The 17,072-nt window shown below is 71.0% G+C and carries 17 protein-coding genes, 1 tRNA gene and 1 pseudogene; 9 read left to right on the plus strand and 10 right to left on the minus strand.

Annotated elements, in window-relative coordinates; all coding sequences use genetic code 11:
* Positions 1-894: AMP-binding enzyme (locus JLI01S_RS14750; protein ID WP_068265997.1), on the plus strand; the 894-nt coding region annotated here is incomplete at its 5' end.
* 22 nt (positions 895-916) lie between these two features.
* Entirely contained in the window at positions 917-1,807 is an 891-nt protein-coding gene (locus JLI01S_RS14755) for a 1,4-dihydroxy-2-naphthoate polyprenyltransferase (RefSeq protein WP_068265998.1), read from the plus strand.
* A 126-nt stretch (positions 1,808-1,933) separates the two neighbouring features.
* Here JLI01S_RS14755 and JLI01S_RS14760 read toward each other — a convergent pair whose 3' ends face one another.
* The 7 genes from JLI01S_RS14760 to rsmI are packed head-to-tail and all read right to left on the minus strand — an operon-like array spanning position 1,934 to position 7,777.
* Positions 1,934-2,254, minus strand: a complete 321-nt coding sequence (locus JLI01S_RS14760) for a DUF4229 domain-containing protein (RefSeq protein WP_068266000.1) — start codon at positions 2,252-2,254, stop codon at positions 1,934-1,936.
* A 9-nt stretch (positions 2,255-2,263) separates the two neighbouring features.
* A complete protein-coding gene (ccsB, locus tag JLI01S_RS14765; RefSeq protein ID WP_068266001.1) occupies positions 2,264-3,220 on the minus strand; it encodes a c-type cytochrome biogenesis protein CcsB in 957 nt (318 codons plus the stop codon).
* Complete coding sequence (resB, locus tag JLI01S_RS14770; protein WP_068266006.1) at positions 3,217-4,776, minus strand: cytochrome c biogenesis protein ResB; 1,560 nt, start codon at positions 4,774-4,776, stop codon at positions 3,217-3,219. Before resB ends, ccsB begins: the two co-directional genes overlap by 4 nt.
* The gene (locus tag JLI01S_RS14775) at positions 4,773-5,549 is read right to left on the minus strand and encodes a cytochrome c biogenesis CcdA family protein (RefSeq protein ID WP_084349477.1); all 777 of its coding nucleotides are present in this window, start codon (positions 5,547-5,549) and stop codon (positions 4,773-4,775) included. Before JLI01S_RS14775 ends, resB begins: the two co-directional genes overlap by 4 nt.
* A complete protein-coding gene (locus JLI01S_RS14780) occupies positions 5,546-6,136 on the minus strand; it encodes a TlpA disulfide reductase family protein (protein WP_068266008.1) in 591 nt (196 codons plus the stop codon). Before JLI01S_RS14780 ends, JLI01S_RS14775 begins: the two co-directional genes overlap by 4 nt.
* A 9-nt stretch (positions 6,137-6,145) precedes the next feature.
* Positions 6,146-6,922, minus strand: a complete 777-nt coding sequence (locus JLI01S_RS14785; RefSeq protein ID WP_084349478.1) for a histidine phosphatase family protein — start codon at positions 6,920-6,922, stop codon at positions 6,146-6,148.
* Between the two features lie 18 nt (positions 6,923-6,940).
* On the minus strand, positions 6,941-7,777 hold the full coding sequence (gene rsmI, locus JLI01S_RS14790; protein ID WP_157074985.1) for a 16S rRNA (cytidine(1402)-2'-O)-methyltransferase: 837 nt from the start codon (positions 7,775-7,777) through the stop codon (positions 6,941-6,943).
* A 58-nt stretch (positions 7,778-7,835) separates the two neighbouring features.
* Here rsmI and JLI01S_RS14795 point away from each other — a divergent pair, with 58 nt between their 5' ends.
* From JLI01S_RS14795 to JLI01S_RS14820, 6 genes are all read left to right on the plus strand, one after another.
* Complete coding sequence (locus JLI01S_RS14795) at positions 7,836-9,386, plus strand: dolichyl-phosphate-mannose--protein mannosyltransferase (protein WP_068266013.1); 1,551 nt, start codon at positions 7,836-7,838, stop codon at positions 9,384-9,386.
* Between the two features lie 78 nt (positions 9,387-9,464).
* On the plus strand, positions 9,465-11,003 hold the full coding sequence (locus JLI01S_RS14800) for a TM0106 family RecB-like putative nuclease (RefSeq protein ID WP_068266014.1): 1,539 nt from the start codon (positions 9,465-9,467) through the stop codon (positions 11,001-11,003).
* A gap of 5 nt (positions 11,004-11,008) precedes the next feature.
* On the plus strand, positions 11,009-11,833 hold the full coding sequence (locus JLI01S_RS14805) for a DUF3152 domain-containing protein (RefSeq protein ID WP_218005526.1): 825 nt from the start codon (positions 11,009-11,011) through the stop codon (positions 11,831-11,833).
* Between the two features lie 79 nt (positions 11,834-11,912).
* The gene (locus tag JLI01S_RS14810; protein ID WP_068266017.1) at positions 11,913-13,130 is read left to right on the plus strand and encodes an MFS transporter; all 1,218 of its coding nucleotides are present in this window, start codon (positions 11,913-11,915) and stop codon (positions 13,128-13,130) included.
* A 22-nt stretch (positions 13,131-13,152) separates the two neighbouring features.
* On the plus strand, positions 13,153-13,746 hold the full coding sequence (locus JLI01S_RS14815) for a hypothetical protein (RefSeq protein WP_068266018.1): 594 nt from the start codon (positions 13,153-13,155) through the stop codon (positions 13,744-13,746).
* Positions 13,747-13,816: 70 nt separating this feature from the next.
* Positions 13,817-14,500: a YcnI family copper-binding membrane protein gene (locus tag JLI01S_RS14820; protein WP_068266020.1), complete on the plus strand. Its 684-nt coding sequence runs from the start codon at positions 13,817-13,819 to the stop codon at positions 14,498-14,500.
* Between the two features lie 19 nt (positions 14,501-14,519).
* Here the strand turns inward: JLI01S_RS14820 and JLI01S_RS14825 are convergent, their stop codons facing one another.
* The gene (locus JLI01S_RS14825) at positions 14,520-15,137 is read right to left on the minus strand and encodes a dihydrofolate reductase family protein (protein ID WP_245634647.1); all 618 of its coding nucleotides are present in this window, start codon (positions 15,135-15,137) and stop codon (positions 14,520-14,522) included.
* 73 nt (positions 15,138-15,210) lie between these two features.
* Positions 15,211-15,286 (minus strand) — tRNA-Ala (locus JLI01S_RS14830).
* Between the two features lie 87 nt (positions 15,287-15,373).
* On the opposite strand from JLI01S_RS14830, the gene JLI01S_RS14835 reads away from it, so the two are divergent.
* Positions 15,374-16,663, plus strand: coding sequence for an AI-2E family transporter (locus tag JLI01S_RS14835; protein WP_068266022.1), 1,290 nt, complete (start codon positions 15,374-15,376; stop codon positions 16,661-16,663).
* Positions 16,664-16,763: 100 nt separating this feature from the next.
* On the opposite strand, the pseudogene JLI01S_RS17175 reads toward JLI01S_RS14835, so the two are convergent.
* Positions 16,764-17,072, minus strand: a pseudogene (locus JLI01S_RS17175) (hypothetical protein); the annotation flags it as partial.

The following is a 17,072-nucleotide window of genomic DNA, read 5'->3' on the forward strand; positions in this document are numbered from 1 at the left end:
GGCGGGCACGGCCAGTGGTTGCTCGCCCTCCCGCCGCACCACATCGCCGGGCTCCAGGTGCTGCTGCGCAGCATCGCGGCCGGGACCACCCCGGTGGTGCTCGGTCCCGGGGCGGTCACCCCCTTCGCGCTCGTGCAGGCCACCGCCGGGATGCACGCCGAACGTCGCTACACGTCGCTCGTCCCCACCCTGCTCGCCCGGCTCATCGACGACCCGCTCGGGCTGGAGGCGCTGCGGCGCTTCGACGCGATCCTCGTCGGCGGGGCTGCCACACCACGCTCGCTGCTCGACCGGGCCCGCTCCGAAGGCGTGCGGGTCGTGACGACCTATGGCATGTCCGAGACCGGCGGCGGCTGCGTCTACAACGGCAAGCCCCTCAAGGGCGTTGCGGTCCGCGCGGATGACACCGGCGCCCTCGAGATCGGCGGACCGGTCGTCGCCCACGGGTACCTCGGCCAGGCCAGCGAGGCCTTCCGGACCGACGGCGGGCAGCGCTGGTTCCGCACCGGTGACCTCGGGTCCGTCGACGGCGACGGCCGGGTGAGCGTCACCGGCCGCGCCGACGACATCATCAACACCGGCGGACTCAAGATCGCGCCACGCGTCGTCGAGGAGGCCGTCCTGGCGCACATCGCCGCGGTGACCGAAGCCGTCGTCGTGGGCGTGCCCGACCCGCAGTGGGGTCAGTCCGTGGCGCTGGCCGTCGTCACCTCCCCCGGTGGGCCGCCGATCGGCCCGGTCCCGGAGGGTGGCGTCACCGAGATCCGCGAGATGCTGCGGCCCCACCTCGAGGCCGCCGCCCTCCCCCGTCGAGTGCACGTCGTCGCCGAGCTGCCCATGCGCGGCCCGGGCAAACCCGACCGCACCGCCGTGGCGCGTCTGCTCGGAGCCTGACCGCCTCGTAAGATCGGCGATCGTGGCCACCATCAAGCAGTGGATCGCCGGCGCCCGTCCGCGAACCCTCCCCGCAGCAATCGCCCCCGTCATCGTCGGTACCGCAGCGGCAGCAGCCCACCGGGACCCCGACGAGGGGCTGCCGGGCGCCAACCTCGGCCTCGCGCTGCTCGCCATGCTCGTCTCCTGCTGCCTGCAGATCGGCGTCAACTACGCCAACGACTACAGCGACGGCATCCGCGGCACCGACGAAGAGCGCGTCGGCCCGGTGCGGCTGGTCGGCCAGCGGCTCGCCAATGCCGAAAACGTCAAGATCGCGGCCTTCAGCTTCTTCGGGCTCGGGGCCTTCGTCGGCTTCGCGCTCGTGGCCCTGAGCCAGGCCTGGATCCTCATCCCGATCGGCGCCCTGGCGATCGTCGCGGCGTGGCGCTACACCGGCGGCGACAACCCCTACGGCTACCGCGGCCTCGGCGAGGTCTACGTCTTCATCTTCTTCGGGCTGGTCGCGACGCTCGGCACGCTGTACACCCAGATCGGCACGATCACCGCGGTCGGCGTGCTCGGCGCGATCGCCGTTGGGTCGCTCGCCACCGCGATCCTCGTCGCCAACAACCTGCGCGACATCCCGACCGACTCCGTCACAGGCAAACAGACCCTGGCCGTGCGACTCGGTGACGCGCGCACCCGCCAGCTCTACCTCGGGCTCTTCGCCGTCGCGATCGTCTGCACCCTGCTCATGGCCATCTGGCGCCCGTGGGCCCCGCTCGGCCTGCTCGGCCTCGTCATCGCCTGGCCGGGCATCCAGGCGGTGCGCTCCGGCGAGACCGGCCGCGCGCTCATCCCGGCCCTGGCACTCACCGGGTTTGCCGAGCTGATGTGGGCGGTCTGGCTCTTCGCCCCGCTCGCGCGCTGACCCCCTTCGCCACTCAGCGGCGGCGCTCAACAAGACAAACCTCGCCTTCGCAGGAGTTTCAAACTCTTGCGAAGGCGAGGTTTATCGGGTGACCCGGAAATCCTGGAGCGGGAGGGACGACACCCCTCAGCGGAAGGTCTCGGGCTCCTCGGCCTCCGGCTTCGAGTCCTTGGCGGCGTCCGAGCGGTCCCGAGCGGCGTCCTCGACGGCCTCGTCGGTGTCGGTGCGCGCCGACCGAGACTCCGCCTTGGCGGCCTGACGGTCCTGGATCTGCTGGATCATCTCGGCACGGAAGGGCTTGAGCACCAGCGCCGAGATGATCATCGATGCCAGGGCTGCGCCGACGACCAGCCAGGGGAGCTCGTTGGGCTCACGCAGGCCGACCAGCCACAGCAGCGCGAGGCAGCCGAAGAAGATCATCGTGCGGAGCAGGGTGTAGCGGACCAATTCAGTGCCTCACTGCGCGTAGCTGTGCTGGCCGATGAAGTAAAAATTCACGACCGTGTAGTTGATGACGATGCAGGCGAACCCGGCGATGGCGATCCAGTTGGCCGTCCGCCGCGAGGTGTTCTTGGTCGCCCGGGCGTGCAGGTAGGCGGCGTAGACCGTCCAGATGACGAAGGTCCACACCTCCTTGGGATCCCAGTTCCAGTAGGAGCCCCAAGCCTCGCGGGCCCAGATCGCGCCCGCGATGAGCGTGAAGGTCCACAGCGGGAAGCCGATGATGTGCAGCGAGTAGGAGAACTTCTCCAGGGACTTGGCCTCGGGCAGCTTGCGCCAGAAGCGCTCGCCGCCGACCCCGCGGTCGCTCATCAGGTAGAGAGCCGACACGATGGCGCCGACGACGAAGATCCCGACGGACAGGGTCGCGACAGTGACGTGGATCGGCAGCCAGTAGGACTTCAGCGAGGGCACCAGCTCGTCGGCCTCGACGTACCAAGCGGTCGAGGCGACCATCAGCAGCAACGTGACGAAGGCGGTGACGAAGACGCCCAGCCAGCGCACGTCACGACGCAGGGTCGCGACGCAGTAGACCACCATGGCGAAGAAGGCACCGGCGATGCTGAACTCGAAGAGGTTGCCCAGCGGGAAGCGCTGCACGGCCAGCCCGCGGAAGACGCACGAGAGCAGCAGCAGGGCGGCACCCAGCCAAGACAGGGACCCGGCGATGCCGGCCGCCTTGCGGGCCCGCGCGGGGGTCTCGGCGACCACGTCCCCGGTAACGCCACCTGCATCCGGCTCCGACCCGCCACCGCCGACGGTCGCGGGGACCTTGGCATCCGCCGTCGTCTGCTCGCGCACGGGCACGGACTGCGCGAGGTAGAGGGCGTAGCAGAGCATCGCCACGGTGATGACCAGCGCGGCCGAGGCCAGCGCATAGTTGGCGTTCTGGGCCAGGATCTCGTTCGTCATGATGTCCTCGATTGTCCCACGAGCTCGTCGCGGATCTCCTGGACGATCTCGAGGAGGCCCTCGTCGTCGTCCTTGCTCATGCCGCCGACGTCGACGCGCACGCTCTCGCCCTCCTGGACGAGACGCACGAAGACACGGCGGCGCTTGATGGTCAGTGTCGTGATGAGGCCCGCCAGCGCGGCGAGCGCCGACCACAGGGTCAGCCCCTTGCCCGGGTCGTGCCGGACGGAGAAGCCCGCGAAGCGTTCGACGCCGTCGAAGGTGATCGTGCCCTTGCCGTCGGGCAGCGTGGCGCCCTCACCGGGCGTGAGCCACAGGCGCAGCGCGTCCTTGCCGTCCGTGGTCTCCACCTTGGTCATCGACGCGGTGTCGAGGGTGAAGACGGACTGGGGACGACCGTCGGGATAGAGCTCGCCGGTGTACATGCTCATCGCGAGCGCCGGGCTCCGGGTGTCCGGGAAGACCGAGATCGGCCCCTGGTCGGGGTCGATGTAGGCCGTGGGGAGGAAAAGACCGAGGAAGCCGAACTGCTCCGGCGACGCGGCCCCGACCTTGATCGCGCCGGTGGAGCGGTAGTTGCCGTCCTGGGCGAGGAAGGGGGTGGCCCCCTGGTAGAGGACCTCGCCGTCCTCGTCCTTGACCGTGACGACCGGGGCATAGCCGTTGCCGAGGAGGAAGACGGTCGCGCCCTTCATCTCCAGGGGGTGGTTGACCTTGACGCTGTCGGTGAACGCGTTGCCGTCCTCCTCGACCACCTTGACGTGCGCCTCGAAGTCGCGCGGCTGGCCGAAGGTCGCTGCGGAGGGCTCGCGGTCGTTGAAGTCGGCCGTCATCTCCTCCACCTCGATGGCGAAGGGGGACAGGCTGGACTCGTCGACGAGCGGCCCGGGGGCGAAGGTGTCGTAGCGCGTCACCGTGCTGACGAAGGAGTCCCCGGAGGGCACGACGATGTCGGCCTTCCACCCCCACAGGTGCCCGACCGCGACACCGATGATGAGGGTGACGAGGGCGGTGTGGAAGACGAGGTTGCCGGTCTCCTTGAGGTACCCCTTTTCCGCGGAGACGGACAGCTCGTCATGGCTGGCGACCCGGAAGCGACGCCGACGCAGTACCGCGGTGGCGGCCTCGCGGATCTCGTCAGCGTTGCCCTCGACCTCGCCGTCGGCGTGGGCCTCGAGGCGGACGAGCCTCTTGGGGGCGCGAGGAGGCTTGCTGCGCAAGGCTTTCCAGTGCACCGAGGTGCGGGGGACGATGCAGCCGATGAGCGAGATGAAGAGCAGCAGGTAGATCGCGGAGAACCACGGGGAGGCGTAGACCTCGAAGGCGCCGAGCTTGTCGAGCCACGGTCCGGTCGTCTCGTGGCGGGCGATCCAGTCGGCGGTGCGCGCCGGGTCGAGGCTGCGCTGGGGGAAGACGGAGCCGGGCACGGCGCCGATCGCGAGCAGCAGGAGCAGGAAGAGCGCGGTGCGCATGCTCGTCAGCTGTCGCCAGCCCCACCGCAGATAGCCGACCACGCCCAGCTTGGGCTGGGTGATGTCCTGCCGGGTCCCACTCACAGGACCACCTCCACGTCGTTGATCAGATGGATCTGCAGCCACTGGGTGAGGTTGTCCCAGCCGCCGGTGAGCAGCAGCACCCCGACGACGAGGAGCAGCACCGCACCGACGACCTGGATCGCCCGCTGGCGGCGCCGCAGCCACGCGGAGACCGGCGCCCAGCGCTCGTAGGCGGCAGCGATGAGCAGAAAGGGCAGACCCAGCCCCATGCAGTAGGCCAGCGCCAGGATGACCGCTCGCGTCGTCGACGCGTCGCCGGTCAGGTTGAGCGTGAGGACCGCGGCCAGGGTCGGCCCCATGCAGGGCGCCCAGCCGAGGCCGAAGACCGCCCCGAGCAGCGGCGCACCGGCGAGGCCGGCGGCAGGCTTGATCGGTAGGCGCAGGGTGCGCTGGGACCCGGCACCGAGGAAGACGAAGGCCATCAGGATGACGAGCACCCCGCCGATGCGCATGAGCAGCTCACGGTGCTCGACGAGGGCACGACCAGCCGTCGCGACGAACATCGACGCCAGGACGAAGACGACGCTGAAGCCGAGGATGAACAGCAGCGTCCCGAGGACCATCCGGCCCCGGCTGCGCTTCTCGAGCGCGACATCGGACAGGCCGGTCACATATCCGAGGTAGCCGGGCACGAGCGGCAGCACGCACGGCGTCGCGAAGGAGACCAGGCCCGCGAGCGCCGCGACGAGCACGGCGAGCGGGAGGGCTCCATCGGTGACCTGGTCGCTCAGCGTGGTGGGGACCGCGGCGAGCGAAGGGAGGGACGCGATCATCCGGCTTCTGCCGCCGTGTCCTCGACCGCGCCCACGAGGGTCGAGGTCGTCACCGGTCCCAGGACGACGGCCGCGATCCGACCCTCACGGTCGAGCACGGCCGTGGAGGGCTGGGTGGTCATCTTGCCCTGCATGTCGATCGCGGTCTTGCCCGACTTGTCGTAGATGGAGGGCCAGGTGAAGCCCCACTCCTTGCCCTGAGCCAGACCGGTGGCCATCGAGGACTCGCGGTAGTTGATGCCGACGAACTCGACGTCATCCCCCTTCGTCTCCTCGTGGGCCTCGACGAGGTGCGGGGCCTCCTTGGCGCACGGACCGCACCAGCTGGCCCAGAGGTTGACGACGACGACCTTGCCGCGCTCGTCCGCGCTGTCCCAGGTCTTGCCGTCGATCGTCTCGCCGGCCAGCTCCACCGGCTCACCGCGGTCCTCGGGGGCGAAGAGGGTCATCGACCCGTCGCCGTTGCGGGAGCCGACCTCCTTCGCCGCCTTCTCGGAGGCGGACTCGCCGCACGCGGACAGTCCGCCGACGAGCGCGAGGGCACTCATCGAGGCGACGAGGGTGGAGGTCAGGCGACGGGTCTTCATCGAAGGGGGTCAGGCTCCAGGGGTCGTGGCGGCGTGTGCGTAGAGGTGCGCAGCAGGCTCGCTGTAGGTGACATCGGTGATCTCGTCGCCGGTGAAGGTCACCGACGTGAGGGAGGCGAGGTTGCACTCCCGCCTGCGCGGGTCGTGCCAGAGGTTGCGGTGCTCGAGCACGCTGCGGATGGTCCAGATCGGCAGCTGGTGGCTCACGATCAGGACCTCGTGGCCGCGGGCGTGGTCGCGGGCGTCCTCGATGGCCGCCATCATCCGCTTGCCGATGGCCCGGTAGGACTCACCCCAGGTGGGCTTGGTCGGGTCACGCAGCCACCACCAGCGGCGGGGGTCGAGCAGCAGTCGCTTGCGGAAGCGGCGCCCCTCGAACTTGTTGCCGGCCTCGATGACCCGCGGGTCGACGACGGCGGTCAGGCCGTGACGAGCGAGCGTCGGGGCCGCCGTCTCGGCGGTGCGCTCCAGCGGGCTGTGCACGACGAGCGCCAGGTCGGCCTCGGCGAGGCGCTCCGCGACGACATCGGCCATCTCGCGACCCAGCGCCGACAGGTGGTAGTCGGGCAGTCGGCCGTAAAGGATCTTGTCGGGGTTGTCGACCTCGCCGTGACGCAGCAGGTGCACAACGGTCCGCTCGGCCCCGGGGCGGGACCCGTGCTCGGCGTGGGCCTCACGGGCGCCTTCTGCAGCCTCGCTGGCAGCTCCTGCGGCCTGCGCTGCGGTCTCTGCGGTCTCGGTGTCGACGGGCAGGTCGGTGCCTGAGTCGGGCAGCGGCTCGGTCATGGCCGGGATTGTCCCACCTCAGTCTGAGAGGGACCTGCGGTGGGCCACCACGGCGTCGTAGAGAGCCTTCTTGCCGTGCCCGGTGGACGTGGCCACTGCGGCGCAGACGTCCTTGAGCCGGGCGCCGCGATCCTTGCGTGCCAGCACCTCGGCCACGGCGTCCTCGAGGGAGACGCTCATCTCCTCGGCGCCCCCGACGACGATGGTGATCTCGCCCTTGACACCCTCGGCCGCCCACTCTGCGAGCTCGGCGAGACCGCCCCGCCGGACCTCCTCGTAGGTCTTGGTCAGCTCGCGGCAGACGGCGGCCTGACGGTCGGCGCCGAGGACCTCGGCCATGATCTCCAGGGACGCCGCGATCCGGTGGGGCGCCTCGAAGAAGACCATCGTGCGCCGCTCCGTCGCCACCTCCTCGAGGACCGAGCGCCGCTCCCCCGCCTTGCGCGGGAGGAAGCCCTCGAAGCAGAAGCGGTCGACCGGCAGCCCCGAGACCGCCAGGGCCATGAGCACCGCACTCGGCCCCGGCACGCAGGTCACGACCTGGTCGGCGTCGATGCACGCCCGCACGAAGCGATAGCCCGGGTCGGACACCGACGGCATCCCGGCGTCGGTGACGAGGACGACACGCTGCCCCTCCTGCACCAGCTCGAGCAGCTCTGCGGTCTTGGTGGCCTCGTTGTGCTCGTGGTAGCTGACGACGCGCGCGGGCAGGTCGACGCCGATGCGGGCTGCGAGGCCGCGCAACCGGCGGGTGTCCTCGGCGGCGATGACGTCCGCGCCCGCGAGCTCCTCGCGCAGGCGCGGGCTGGCGTCACGCGGATCGCCGATGGGTGTGGCAGCGAGGACGAGAGGCATGCCGCCCATCCTCCCAGCACGCGCGCCCGAGTCCCACCGCTCGCCTACGATGGCGCGCATGGACCGGGGGCAGCAGCTGCGTGGACGCCTGCTCGGTCTTCGTCCCACCGATGCCCTGTGGGGCTGGGCCGGTCCGCTGCTCTTCGCCGCGATCGGCGGGATCCTGCGCTTCTGGGCCCTCGGCCGCCCCCACCAGCTCGTCTTCGACGAGACCTACTACGTCAAGCAGGGCGTCTCGATGCTCGACTACGGCGTCGAGATGCGGTGGAACGGCGACGGCGAGGAGGTCGACCCCCTCTTCACCCAGGGCACGACCGCCGTCTTCAACGCCACCGACGGCGACATGGTCGTCCACCCGCCGGTCGGCAAGTGGATCATCGCCTTCGGCGAGTGGATCTTCGGGTCGACGTCCAGCTTCGGCTGGCGCTTTTCGGTCGCGCTGCTCGGCACCCTCTCGATCCTCATGGTCGGCCGGATCGCCAGGCGCCTCTTCGGATCCACCTGGCTGGGGGCCATCGCCGCCTTCCTGATGGCCTTCGAGGGGCACCACTTCGTCCACTCGCGCACCGGGCTGCTCGACATCATCCTGATGTTCTTCGCCCTTGCGGCCTTCGGAGCGCTGCTCATCGACCGCGACTGGTCGCGAGCCCGCTTGGCGGACAAGGCAGCGAGGCTGCGTCCGGGCTTCACGACCGGCCCGATGATGTGGTGGCGTCCGTGGCGGCTCGTCGCCGCGCTCTCCCTGGGTCTGGCCTGCGGCACCAAGTGGTCCGGCCTGTACTTCTTCGCCGCCTTCGGCCTGATGACCGTCTTCTGGGACATCGGGGCCCGCCGGGCGGCCGGCGCCCGCCACTGGATCGTCGCCGGCATCGGCAAGGACGGCGTCTGGGCCGGCCTGTCGATGAGCGCCGTCGTCCTGGCCACCTACCTCGCGTCCTGGGTCAGCTGGTTCGCCACGAGCACCGGGTACAACCGGACCTGGGCGGTGGACCACCCGGGTGAGGGCGTGCAGTGGCTGCCTCCTGCCCTGCGCTCGCTGTGGCAGTACCACGTGCAGGTCCTGGACTTCCACGACCACCTGACCTCGCCGCACACCTACCAGTCCAACCCCTGGTCGTGGATGATCCAGTCCCGGCCGACCTCCTTCTTCTACGAGTCACCGACGCAGGGCATGACCGGCTGCCACGTCGAAAAGTGCTCCAAGGCGATCAGCTCGCTCGGGTCGGTCTCCATCTGGTGGTTGGCAACGGCCGCGCTCTTCTTCCTCGCCTACCACTGGGCCTTCAAGCGTGACTGGCGCGCCGGGGCGGTCCTCGCCGGGTTCGTCGGCGGCTGGCTGCCGTGGTTCTTCCTGCAGCACCGCACGATCTTCACCTTCTACACGATCGCCTTCGAGCCCTGGGTCATCCTCGCGGTGGTCTTCATGCTCGGGCTCGCGCTCGGACCACCGGGGGCAGACGCGCGCCGGCGCCGCATCGGGCAGATCGCCGTGGGCCTCTACCTGCTGCTCGTCCTGGCCAACTTCGCCTTCTACTGGCCGATCTGGACCGCCCAGGTCATCCCCTACGACCAGTGGCGCTGGCGCATGTGGTTCCCCAGCTGGGTGTGACGGGTCTCGAGGGTCGGCCGCGGACGGCCGCCCACCTCGACCAACGACGTGTCGGGGGCCCCTCGTACCCTCGAGGCCATGGACTTCCCCCTCGTCGACGGCACCCGCGGCCCTGCAGTCATCACCGCGGGTGACCTGAGGTACGGGCGCGAGTGCGAGTACGGGCTGCTGGTCAGCGCCGACGTCCGCCTGGGCCGCCGCACAGCCGTCGAGGCCGAGGCCGACCCGATCCGCGAGCGCTTCGGCGGTCTCGGTCGCGACTACGAGCGCGAGGTCACCGACGAGCTGACCCTCCAGGTCGGAGGGGCGAGCGGTGACGGGGTCGTCGACGCCCGCCGACTCGGCCCCGACGAGGTCCTCAGCGCGCTCGCCGACCCCCGGACCCGGATCGTCCACCAGGCGGCCGTCCACGGCGAGCGCTTCGTCGGGCGGGCGGACCATCTCCTGCGCGATGACGCAGGCCGGTGGATCGTCGCCGAGACCAAGCTCGCCCGCAGCGCACGGCCCCATGCCCTCCTGCAGGTGGCCGCCTACGCCGAGGCCTTCGCGGCTGCCGGGGTGGAGGTCGCCCCCTTCGTCCGGCTGATCCTCGGGGACGGGAGCCACCACGACACCCCGCGCGAGGACCTGACGGAGGAGCTCGCACAGGTCCGCGAGCGCCTGCTCGAGGTCCTCGACACCCACATCGGCGAGGTGCAGTCCGCCGTGTGGGGCGATGTGCGCTGGCGCGCCTGCCTGCGCTGCGACGCCTGCCGCGCCGAGCTCGCCGCCCGCGGCGACGTCGGCCTCGTCGCAGGGGTCAACGCCTCGACCCGTCGGCTGCTCCTGGAGGCAGGCATCACGACGATGGTCGAGCTGGCCGATGGCGCTGGCCCCGTTGCGGGAGTGGATGACTCGCGCCTCATCGCGATGCGCAGCCAGGCGCGTCTCCAGCTGATCGACCCGACGCCGGAGCGCCCGCTGCCGTACGAGATCCACAACCCGGCCGCGCTGGCCGCGCTCCCGGGGCCGAGCGATGGAGATGTCTTCTTCGACTTCGAGGGCGATCCGTTGTGGAAGGGCGCGACCCCCACCGACCAGGGGTTGGAGTACCTCTTCGGCTCCCTCACCGCAGGTGGGGAGTTCGTCCCCTTCTGGGCCCACGACCGCGAGCAGGAGCGCGCCGCGCTCATCGGCTTCGTCGACTGGCTGCGCGAGCGGCTCGAGCGCTGGCCCGACCTGCACGTCTTCCACTACTCGGCCTACGAGCGGACGGCCCTGACCCGGATCGCGGCACGCCACGGCGCCTACGAGGAGGAGGTCGCGGACCTGCTCGACGGTGGCGTCTTCGTCGACCTCTATGCCGCGGTCAAGTCCGCTGTGCGCGTGGGCAGCCCGTCGTACTCGATCAAGCGCCTGGAGCCGCTCTACATGGGCGCGGACCTGCGCGACGCCGACGGCGTGACCGCCGGCGGCGACTCGATCATCGAGTACCAGCGCTACCGTGAGGCCGCAGCCGCCGGCGACCACACGGAGGCGGCCGCCCGGCTGGAGGACCTGCGCCAGTACAACGAGTACGACTGCCTCTCCACCCTGCGGCTGCGTGACTGGCTGCTCGCCCACGCGGCCGTATCCTGAGCAGCGTGCTCCCCGACCGCCCATTGGCCCCACGCAGCGCCGAGCAGGCCCGCCGCCGGCAGGTGACCGTCGCAGTGGTCGCGGTCGTGCTCATGGTCGCGATCGTGGTGGGGCTCAAGGCTGCTCGTGGCTCCGAGTCAGCGCAGACTGCGCCAGCCGCGTCGACCTCGGTCGCCGTCGCCACGGCGTCGACGACCCAGAGCCCGTCGTCCGCCTCCACATCGACGACCAGGTCGACGACCACCCCAGCGCCATCACCCACCCACACCTACCGGTCCACCGGGCGCTACCACGGCGTGCCGGCCAGCGCACCGGTCCGTGGCAAGGCCGGGCAGCTGATGACCTACCGCATCGAGGTCGAGCGCGGCACCGGAGTGTCCCCCCGTGGGTTTGCCGCCGCGGTCGACGCCACCCTGCGACACCCCCGAGGATGGACGGCCGGCGGGGACTGGCGCTTCCAGCGGGTCGCGACCACCGACGCCGACCTGACCATCCGGCTGGCCACGCCCCACACCGTCGACAAGCAGTGTGCGGCCGCTGGCGCCGACACCGACGGCTACACCTCGTGTCGGGCAGGGCGTTATGTCCTGCTCAACCTGGACCGCTGGCTCGAGGGGGTCCCGCACGTCAAGGACCTCCAGCTCTACCGGCACTACCTCGTCAACCACGAGGTCGGCCACGGCCTCGGCAAGGGCCACGAGCGCTGCCCCCGCAAGGGCGGCCCGGCTCCCGTCATGGTGCAGCAGACCCTCTCGCTGCACGGGTGCACCGCCAACCCGTGGCCGCGGTCGTCCAGCGGACGGATGATCACCGGGCCTCCCGCCCGCTGACGCCTCACCAGCGGCTCCTTGGATAGGCTCGGAGCCACCGCGTGCCCGCGGATCGGGTTCCTTCACCGGGAGATCGTCCATGAGCAGCATCGAGTCGGCGCACAACCAACCCACCCGATCCCCTTGGGTCATGCTCGCCATGGCCACCATCGGGTCGGTCCTCAACTTCTGGGCGTGGGCGCTGCTCAGCCCGCTGGGCCCGCTCTTCCGCAGCACCGGGCAGCTCGGCGAGCTCACCGAGTCCGATGTCTCCCTGCTCGTCGCGGTCCCCGTCGTCGTCGGCTCGCTCGGGCGGATCATCGTGGGCTCGCTCACGGACAGCTACGGGGGGCGGGTGATGTTCCCCATCATCTCCGTCCTGACGATCATCCCGGTGCTCGCGATCCCCGTCCTCGCGCTGAGCTCCTTCGCCCTCCTGATCCTCAGCGGGTTCTTCCTCGGCATCGCGGGCACGATCTTCGCCGTCGGCGTGCCCTATGTGAACGCCTGGTTCCCACCCGCACGGCGCGGCCTCGCCGTCGGCATCTTCGGCGCCGGAATGGGTGGCACCGCGATCAGCGCCCTCACCACGGTGCGACTCTTCGACAAGGGCGAGTCCCTCCCCTTCGTCATCACCGCTGCCCTCCTGGCGATCTACGCGGTCCTCGCCTGGCTCATCATGCGTGATGCGCCGGGCCGGGCCGTCCCGACGACGAGCCTGGCGCAGCGACTGCGGGCCAATGCCACGCTCCCGGTGACGTGGATGGCCTGCGCCCTCTACGCGGTGGCCTTCGGCGGGTACGTCGCCTTCAGCGTCTACCTGCCGGCGTACCTGATCACCGGGCACGGTCTGGAGGCAGCCGATGCCTCCCTGCGGATGGCCGGTTTCGTCCTCGTGGCCGTGATCGCGCGGCCGATCGGTGGTGCGACGGCCGACAAGGTCGGCGCCATCCCCGTGCTCGGTGTGGTCTTTGCCGTGACCGCGGTCTGCGCCGCCATGGCCGCGGGCAACCCACCTCTCCACGCCGGCGGCACGGTCGCCTTCCTTGCGATGGCTGCCGCCCTCGGCGCCGGCAGCGGCGCGGTCTTCGCCCTCATCGCGCAGGTCACCGACCCTGCTCGGGTCGGAGGCGTCACCGGGATCGTCGGTGCGGCCGGCGGCCTGGGGGGCTTCATCCCACCGCTGCTCATGGGCTTCATCTACGGCCGCACCGAGTCCTACGCGATCGGCCTGTGGCTGCTCGCGATCACCGCCGCCCTGACCTTGGCCCTGACCTTCGGCCCGGTGCGGCGTCTCGGCGAGCGCCCGCCCGCCTGAGACGCCGCTGAGGATCGACGTCATGGACTCGCCGAGCAGGGGTGCGCTGCGCCTCGCCAGGGCGAGTGCCTGGGCAGCCGCCGCGTTCGGCCTGTCGACCGGCGCCCACGTCGTCGGCGGTGGGTCTCTCCCTTCGCCCGGGGTGGCTGCGCTCATCTCGATGGCCCTGCTGTGGTGTGGGCTCCTCCTCACTCAGTGGCGGCTGGGTCGGGTGGCCCTGACGCTCTCGCTGGGCATCTCCCAGCTCCTGCTCCACACCGTCCTCGCCGCGACCGAGACGATCGCGGCCACCTGTGTCGCCACCGGCTCGCACCACGTCGTGGTGGCCTGCGCCGACGGGGCCACACCCATGCCGCACGGCACGAGCGCCGGGATGGTCCTCGCGCACACGGTCGCCGCCCTGCTGCTGGCCCTCGTCCTCGCCCGCGGCGAGGACGCGGTCTGGCACGTTGCCCAGCTGTTGTGGCCGAGGCTGCCCGCCGCTCCCGCCCTGCTCCTCGTGGTGGGTCACGGACTCGCCCCCTCCAGAGGGGGCGAACCACCCCGCCCCGCCATGGTCCCGGGTGGTGCCGGTCGTCGCGGGCCCCCGGTCCGCCGCGCTCCGGCGGTCGTCTGACCCACCCCTTCGTCCGGGGTGGGACGGCAGACCGCTCTCTGCTCACCCCACACCTCACGAAGGACCTGACATGACCCGCACCATCCTGCGCTCCGGCGCTGCCCTGACCCTCGCGACCGCCGTCGTGGCCGCGAGCGCCCTGCCCGCCTCCGCCCACGTCCGCGTCACGCCCGATGCCACGGCCTCGGGGGGCTACGCGGCCCTGACCTTCCGCGTGCCCAACGAGTCGGACACGGCCTCCACCACCAAGCTGGTCGTCACGCTCCCGCAGGACCGGCCGCTCGCCAGCGTCTCCGTCCGTCCGGTCCCCGGGTGGACCGCCAAGGTCACGACGGCGAAGCTGCCCGAGAAGGTGACCGCCAACGACCTCACGCTCAGCGAGGCTCCACGGACGATCACGTGGACCGCCGACTCCACGGCCTCGGGCATCGCGCCCGGTGAGTACCAGGAGTTCGCGATCAGCGGCGGACCCCTCCCCGAGCCCGGCACGCTCGTCCTGCCCGCGGAGCAGACCTACTCCGACGGGGAGGTCTCCGACTGGTCCGAGGTCGCGGAGGAGGGCGGCGAGGAGCCGGAGCACCCGGCGCCGAGCTTCGAGGTCACGGCCGCCGAAGGGGGCGAGCCCGCCACTGCCGCAGCCCAGCCCGCCACGGCCGACTCCTCCGACACCCTCGCCCGGGTGCTCGGCGGGCTGGCGCTCGTCGTCGCACTCGGTGGCGCCGCCCTCGCGATGATGGGCCGCCGCCGGGCCTGATGGAGGTCCGGGTCACGGGTCAGCGCACCACCCGGTATCGGGAAGCAATGACCCCTGACCCGAAGACCCGGCTCGACACGAGCTCGAGCGGCACCTGCCGCTGGAGGCCGGGTAGGTACGGGCGACCGCCACCGACCAGCACCGGGTGGACGAAGGGTCGGTACTCGTCGATGAGGTCGAGCTCGGCGGCCTCGGCAGCAAGATCGGCGCCACCGATGGCGATCTCGCCCTCGTCGGACTCCGCCCGCAGCCGGTTGATCTCCTCCGCGAGCCCGCCCATCGCCAGCCGGGTGTTGCTGCCGGTGACCTCGGTGAGTGTCGTGGAGAAGACGACCTTGGGCAGCGCGCGCCACATCCGCCCCCACTCGCGCTCGGCGGGGTCGAGCTCGGGGCCGTCGCTCTCCCAGTAGAGCATCGTCTCGTGGAGCCGCCGGCCCAGCAGGTGCACGCTCGTGCCCCGCAGGTCGTGGAGGTGCTGGGCGAAGACCTCCTCGTCGGGGACGGACCAGTCGAACCCACCGTCGGGCCCGACGATGTAGCCGTCGAGCGTGCAGCCCATCGAGTAGGTCACCTGGCGCATGGTCGTCTCCTGGGTCTCGGTGAGATCGACGCTACTGCCGAAGGGGGCGCCCGTCACCCCCTGCAACCCGGTACGACGAAGGCCCCCGGCACGACGAAGGCCCCCGGCAACTGCCGGGGGCCTTCACGTCTGGTGGAGCTGAGGGGAATCGAACCCCTGACCTTCTCATTGCGAACGAGACGCGCTACCAACTGCGCCACAGCCCCAAGAACGACGGCAACCATAACACCGGGATGACGCGGGTCCACAATCCGCACGACTAGAGTCGATCGCACCCGAACCAAAGGACCTGCATGACCGACAAACGCCGCTTCCGGGGCCTGCGGATCCCGCCCATCCGACCCCGCCTGCCGCAGCTGCCACAGCTGCCCGCGGCGCCGCCGGAGGACCGGCAGATCGTCATCCAGACCACCGCGCCCAGCGCGCCGGGAGGAGCCTCGGTCCCGCCGAACTTCCGCGCGGCGTCCGAGTGGGTGTGGCGCTCGCTGATCATCGGCGTCGGGATCGTCGCGCTCCTGTGGCTGATCTCCAAGCTCTCCGAGGTCGTCTTCCCCGTCATCATCGCGCTGCTCCTGGCGGCGCTGCTCGAGCCGCTCTTCCAGCGGCTGCGCATCATCCTGCCCCGGGGCCTCGCGGCCTTCGTCACCGTCATGGGCACCCTTGCGGCGCTCGTGGCCCTCTTCAGCTTCGTCGGCAACCAGTTCGCCGCCCAGCTGGGCGACATCGTCGGCCAGGTCAGCCAGGGCGTCGACCAGTCCCGACAGTGGGTCGTCGACACGTTCGGCCTGACCGAGGGCCAGATCACGACCTGGGTCACGGACACGTGGAACTCGGTCGCCCAGGGCGAGGAGCTGTCCTCACGCGCGGCGCAGGCCGGCCTGACCGTCGGCCACCTGCTGACGGGCTTCTTCCTGGCGATGTTCTCGCTCTTCTTCTTCCTCTACGACGGCGCCGGGATCTGGGCCTGGATCGTGCGGCTCTTCCCCCGAGGCTCCCGGGCCAAGGTCCTCTCCTCCGGCGCGATCGCGTGGAACCAGCTCAAGGCCTTCACCCGCGCGACGATCCTCGTGGCCGGCACCGATGCGCTCGGTATCGGTCTGGGCGCCCTGGTCCTCGGCGTCCCCTTCGCCTCCGGCATTGCGCTGCTCGTCTTCATTGGGTCCTTCATCCCGATCGTCGGAGCCCTGATGTCGGGGTTCGTCGCCGTCGCTCTGGCCTTCGTCGCCAAGGGCCCGATCACGGCCCTGATCATGCTCGGGGTCGTCATCGCGGTGCAGCAGCTCGAGTCACACGTCCTGCAGCCGCTGCTCCTGGGTCGTGCGGTCCGCGTGCACCCGCTCGCCGTCATCCTCGGCATCGCGACCGGCATCATCGTCGGTGGCGTCATCGGGGCCCTCACCGCCGTCCCTCTCGTGGCCGTGCTCAACGCCGTGGGCCACAACCTGCTCGACCCGCTCCCCGAGGACGTCGACGACCTGTCCGACCTCGTGACGGACGCCGAGCACGCCGAGGTCAGGGTGGACGTCGCCGAGGCCGATGAGCTGGCGAGGCCAGACCACGACGCGGGCGTGCACGACGCCTGACGAGGCGAAGGGGGCCGGCCCGGCACGAGGAGGGGCCCCGGAATGACGAGAGCTCGCAACCCATGGGTCGCGAGCTCTCGTCGAATCAGCGGAAGGGAGGTCAGCCCCAGCCGGCGATGGCCGGCAGGTCCTCGTCCTCGACGTCGATGACCTGCGGGACCTCGGGGTCCACAGCGGCAGGCGCAACGGGGGCAGCAGGCTGCGAGGTCGGCTCGGGCCGGTGGGCCGCAGCCTTCATCGTGTACACCGGCCGAGGAACCGGGGTCGGCTCCCATGTCCCGGGCTCGAGGGGCCGCGAGGCGACGGGCGCCTCGTCGACGACCACCTCGGCCACCGGGGCGGTGGCCGCGACGTCGTAGATGCGCTCGGCCGTGCGGCGCGGCGCCCGCGTGGGTGCAGCAGCCTCGGC

Source organism: Janibacter limosus NBRC 16128 (genome assembly GCF_001570985.1).
Taxonomy (GTDB): domain Bacteria; phylum Actinomycetota; class Actinomycetes; order Actinomycetales; family Dermatophilaceae; genus Janibacter; species Janibacter limosus.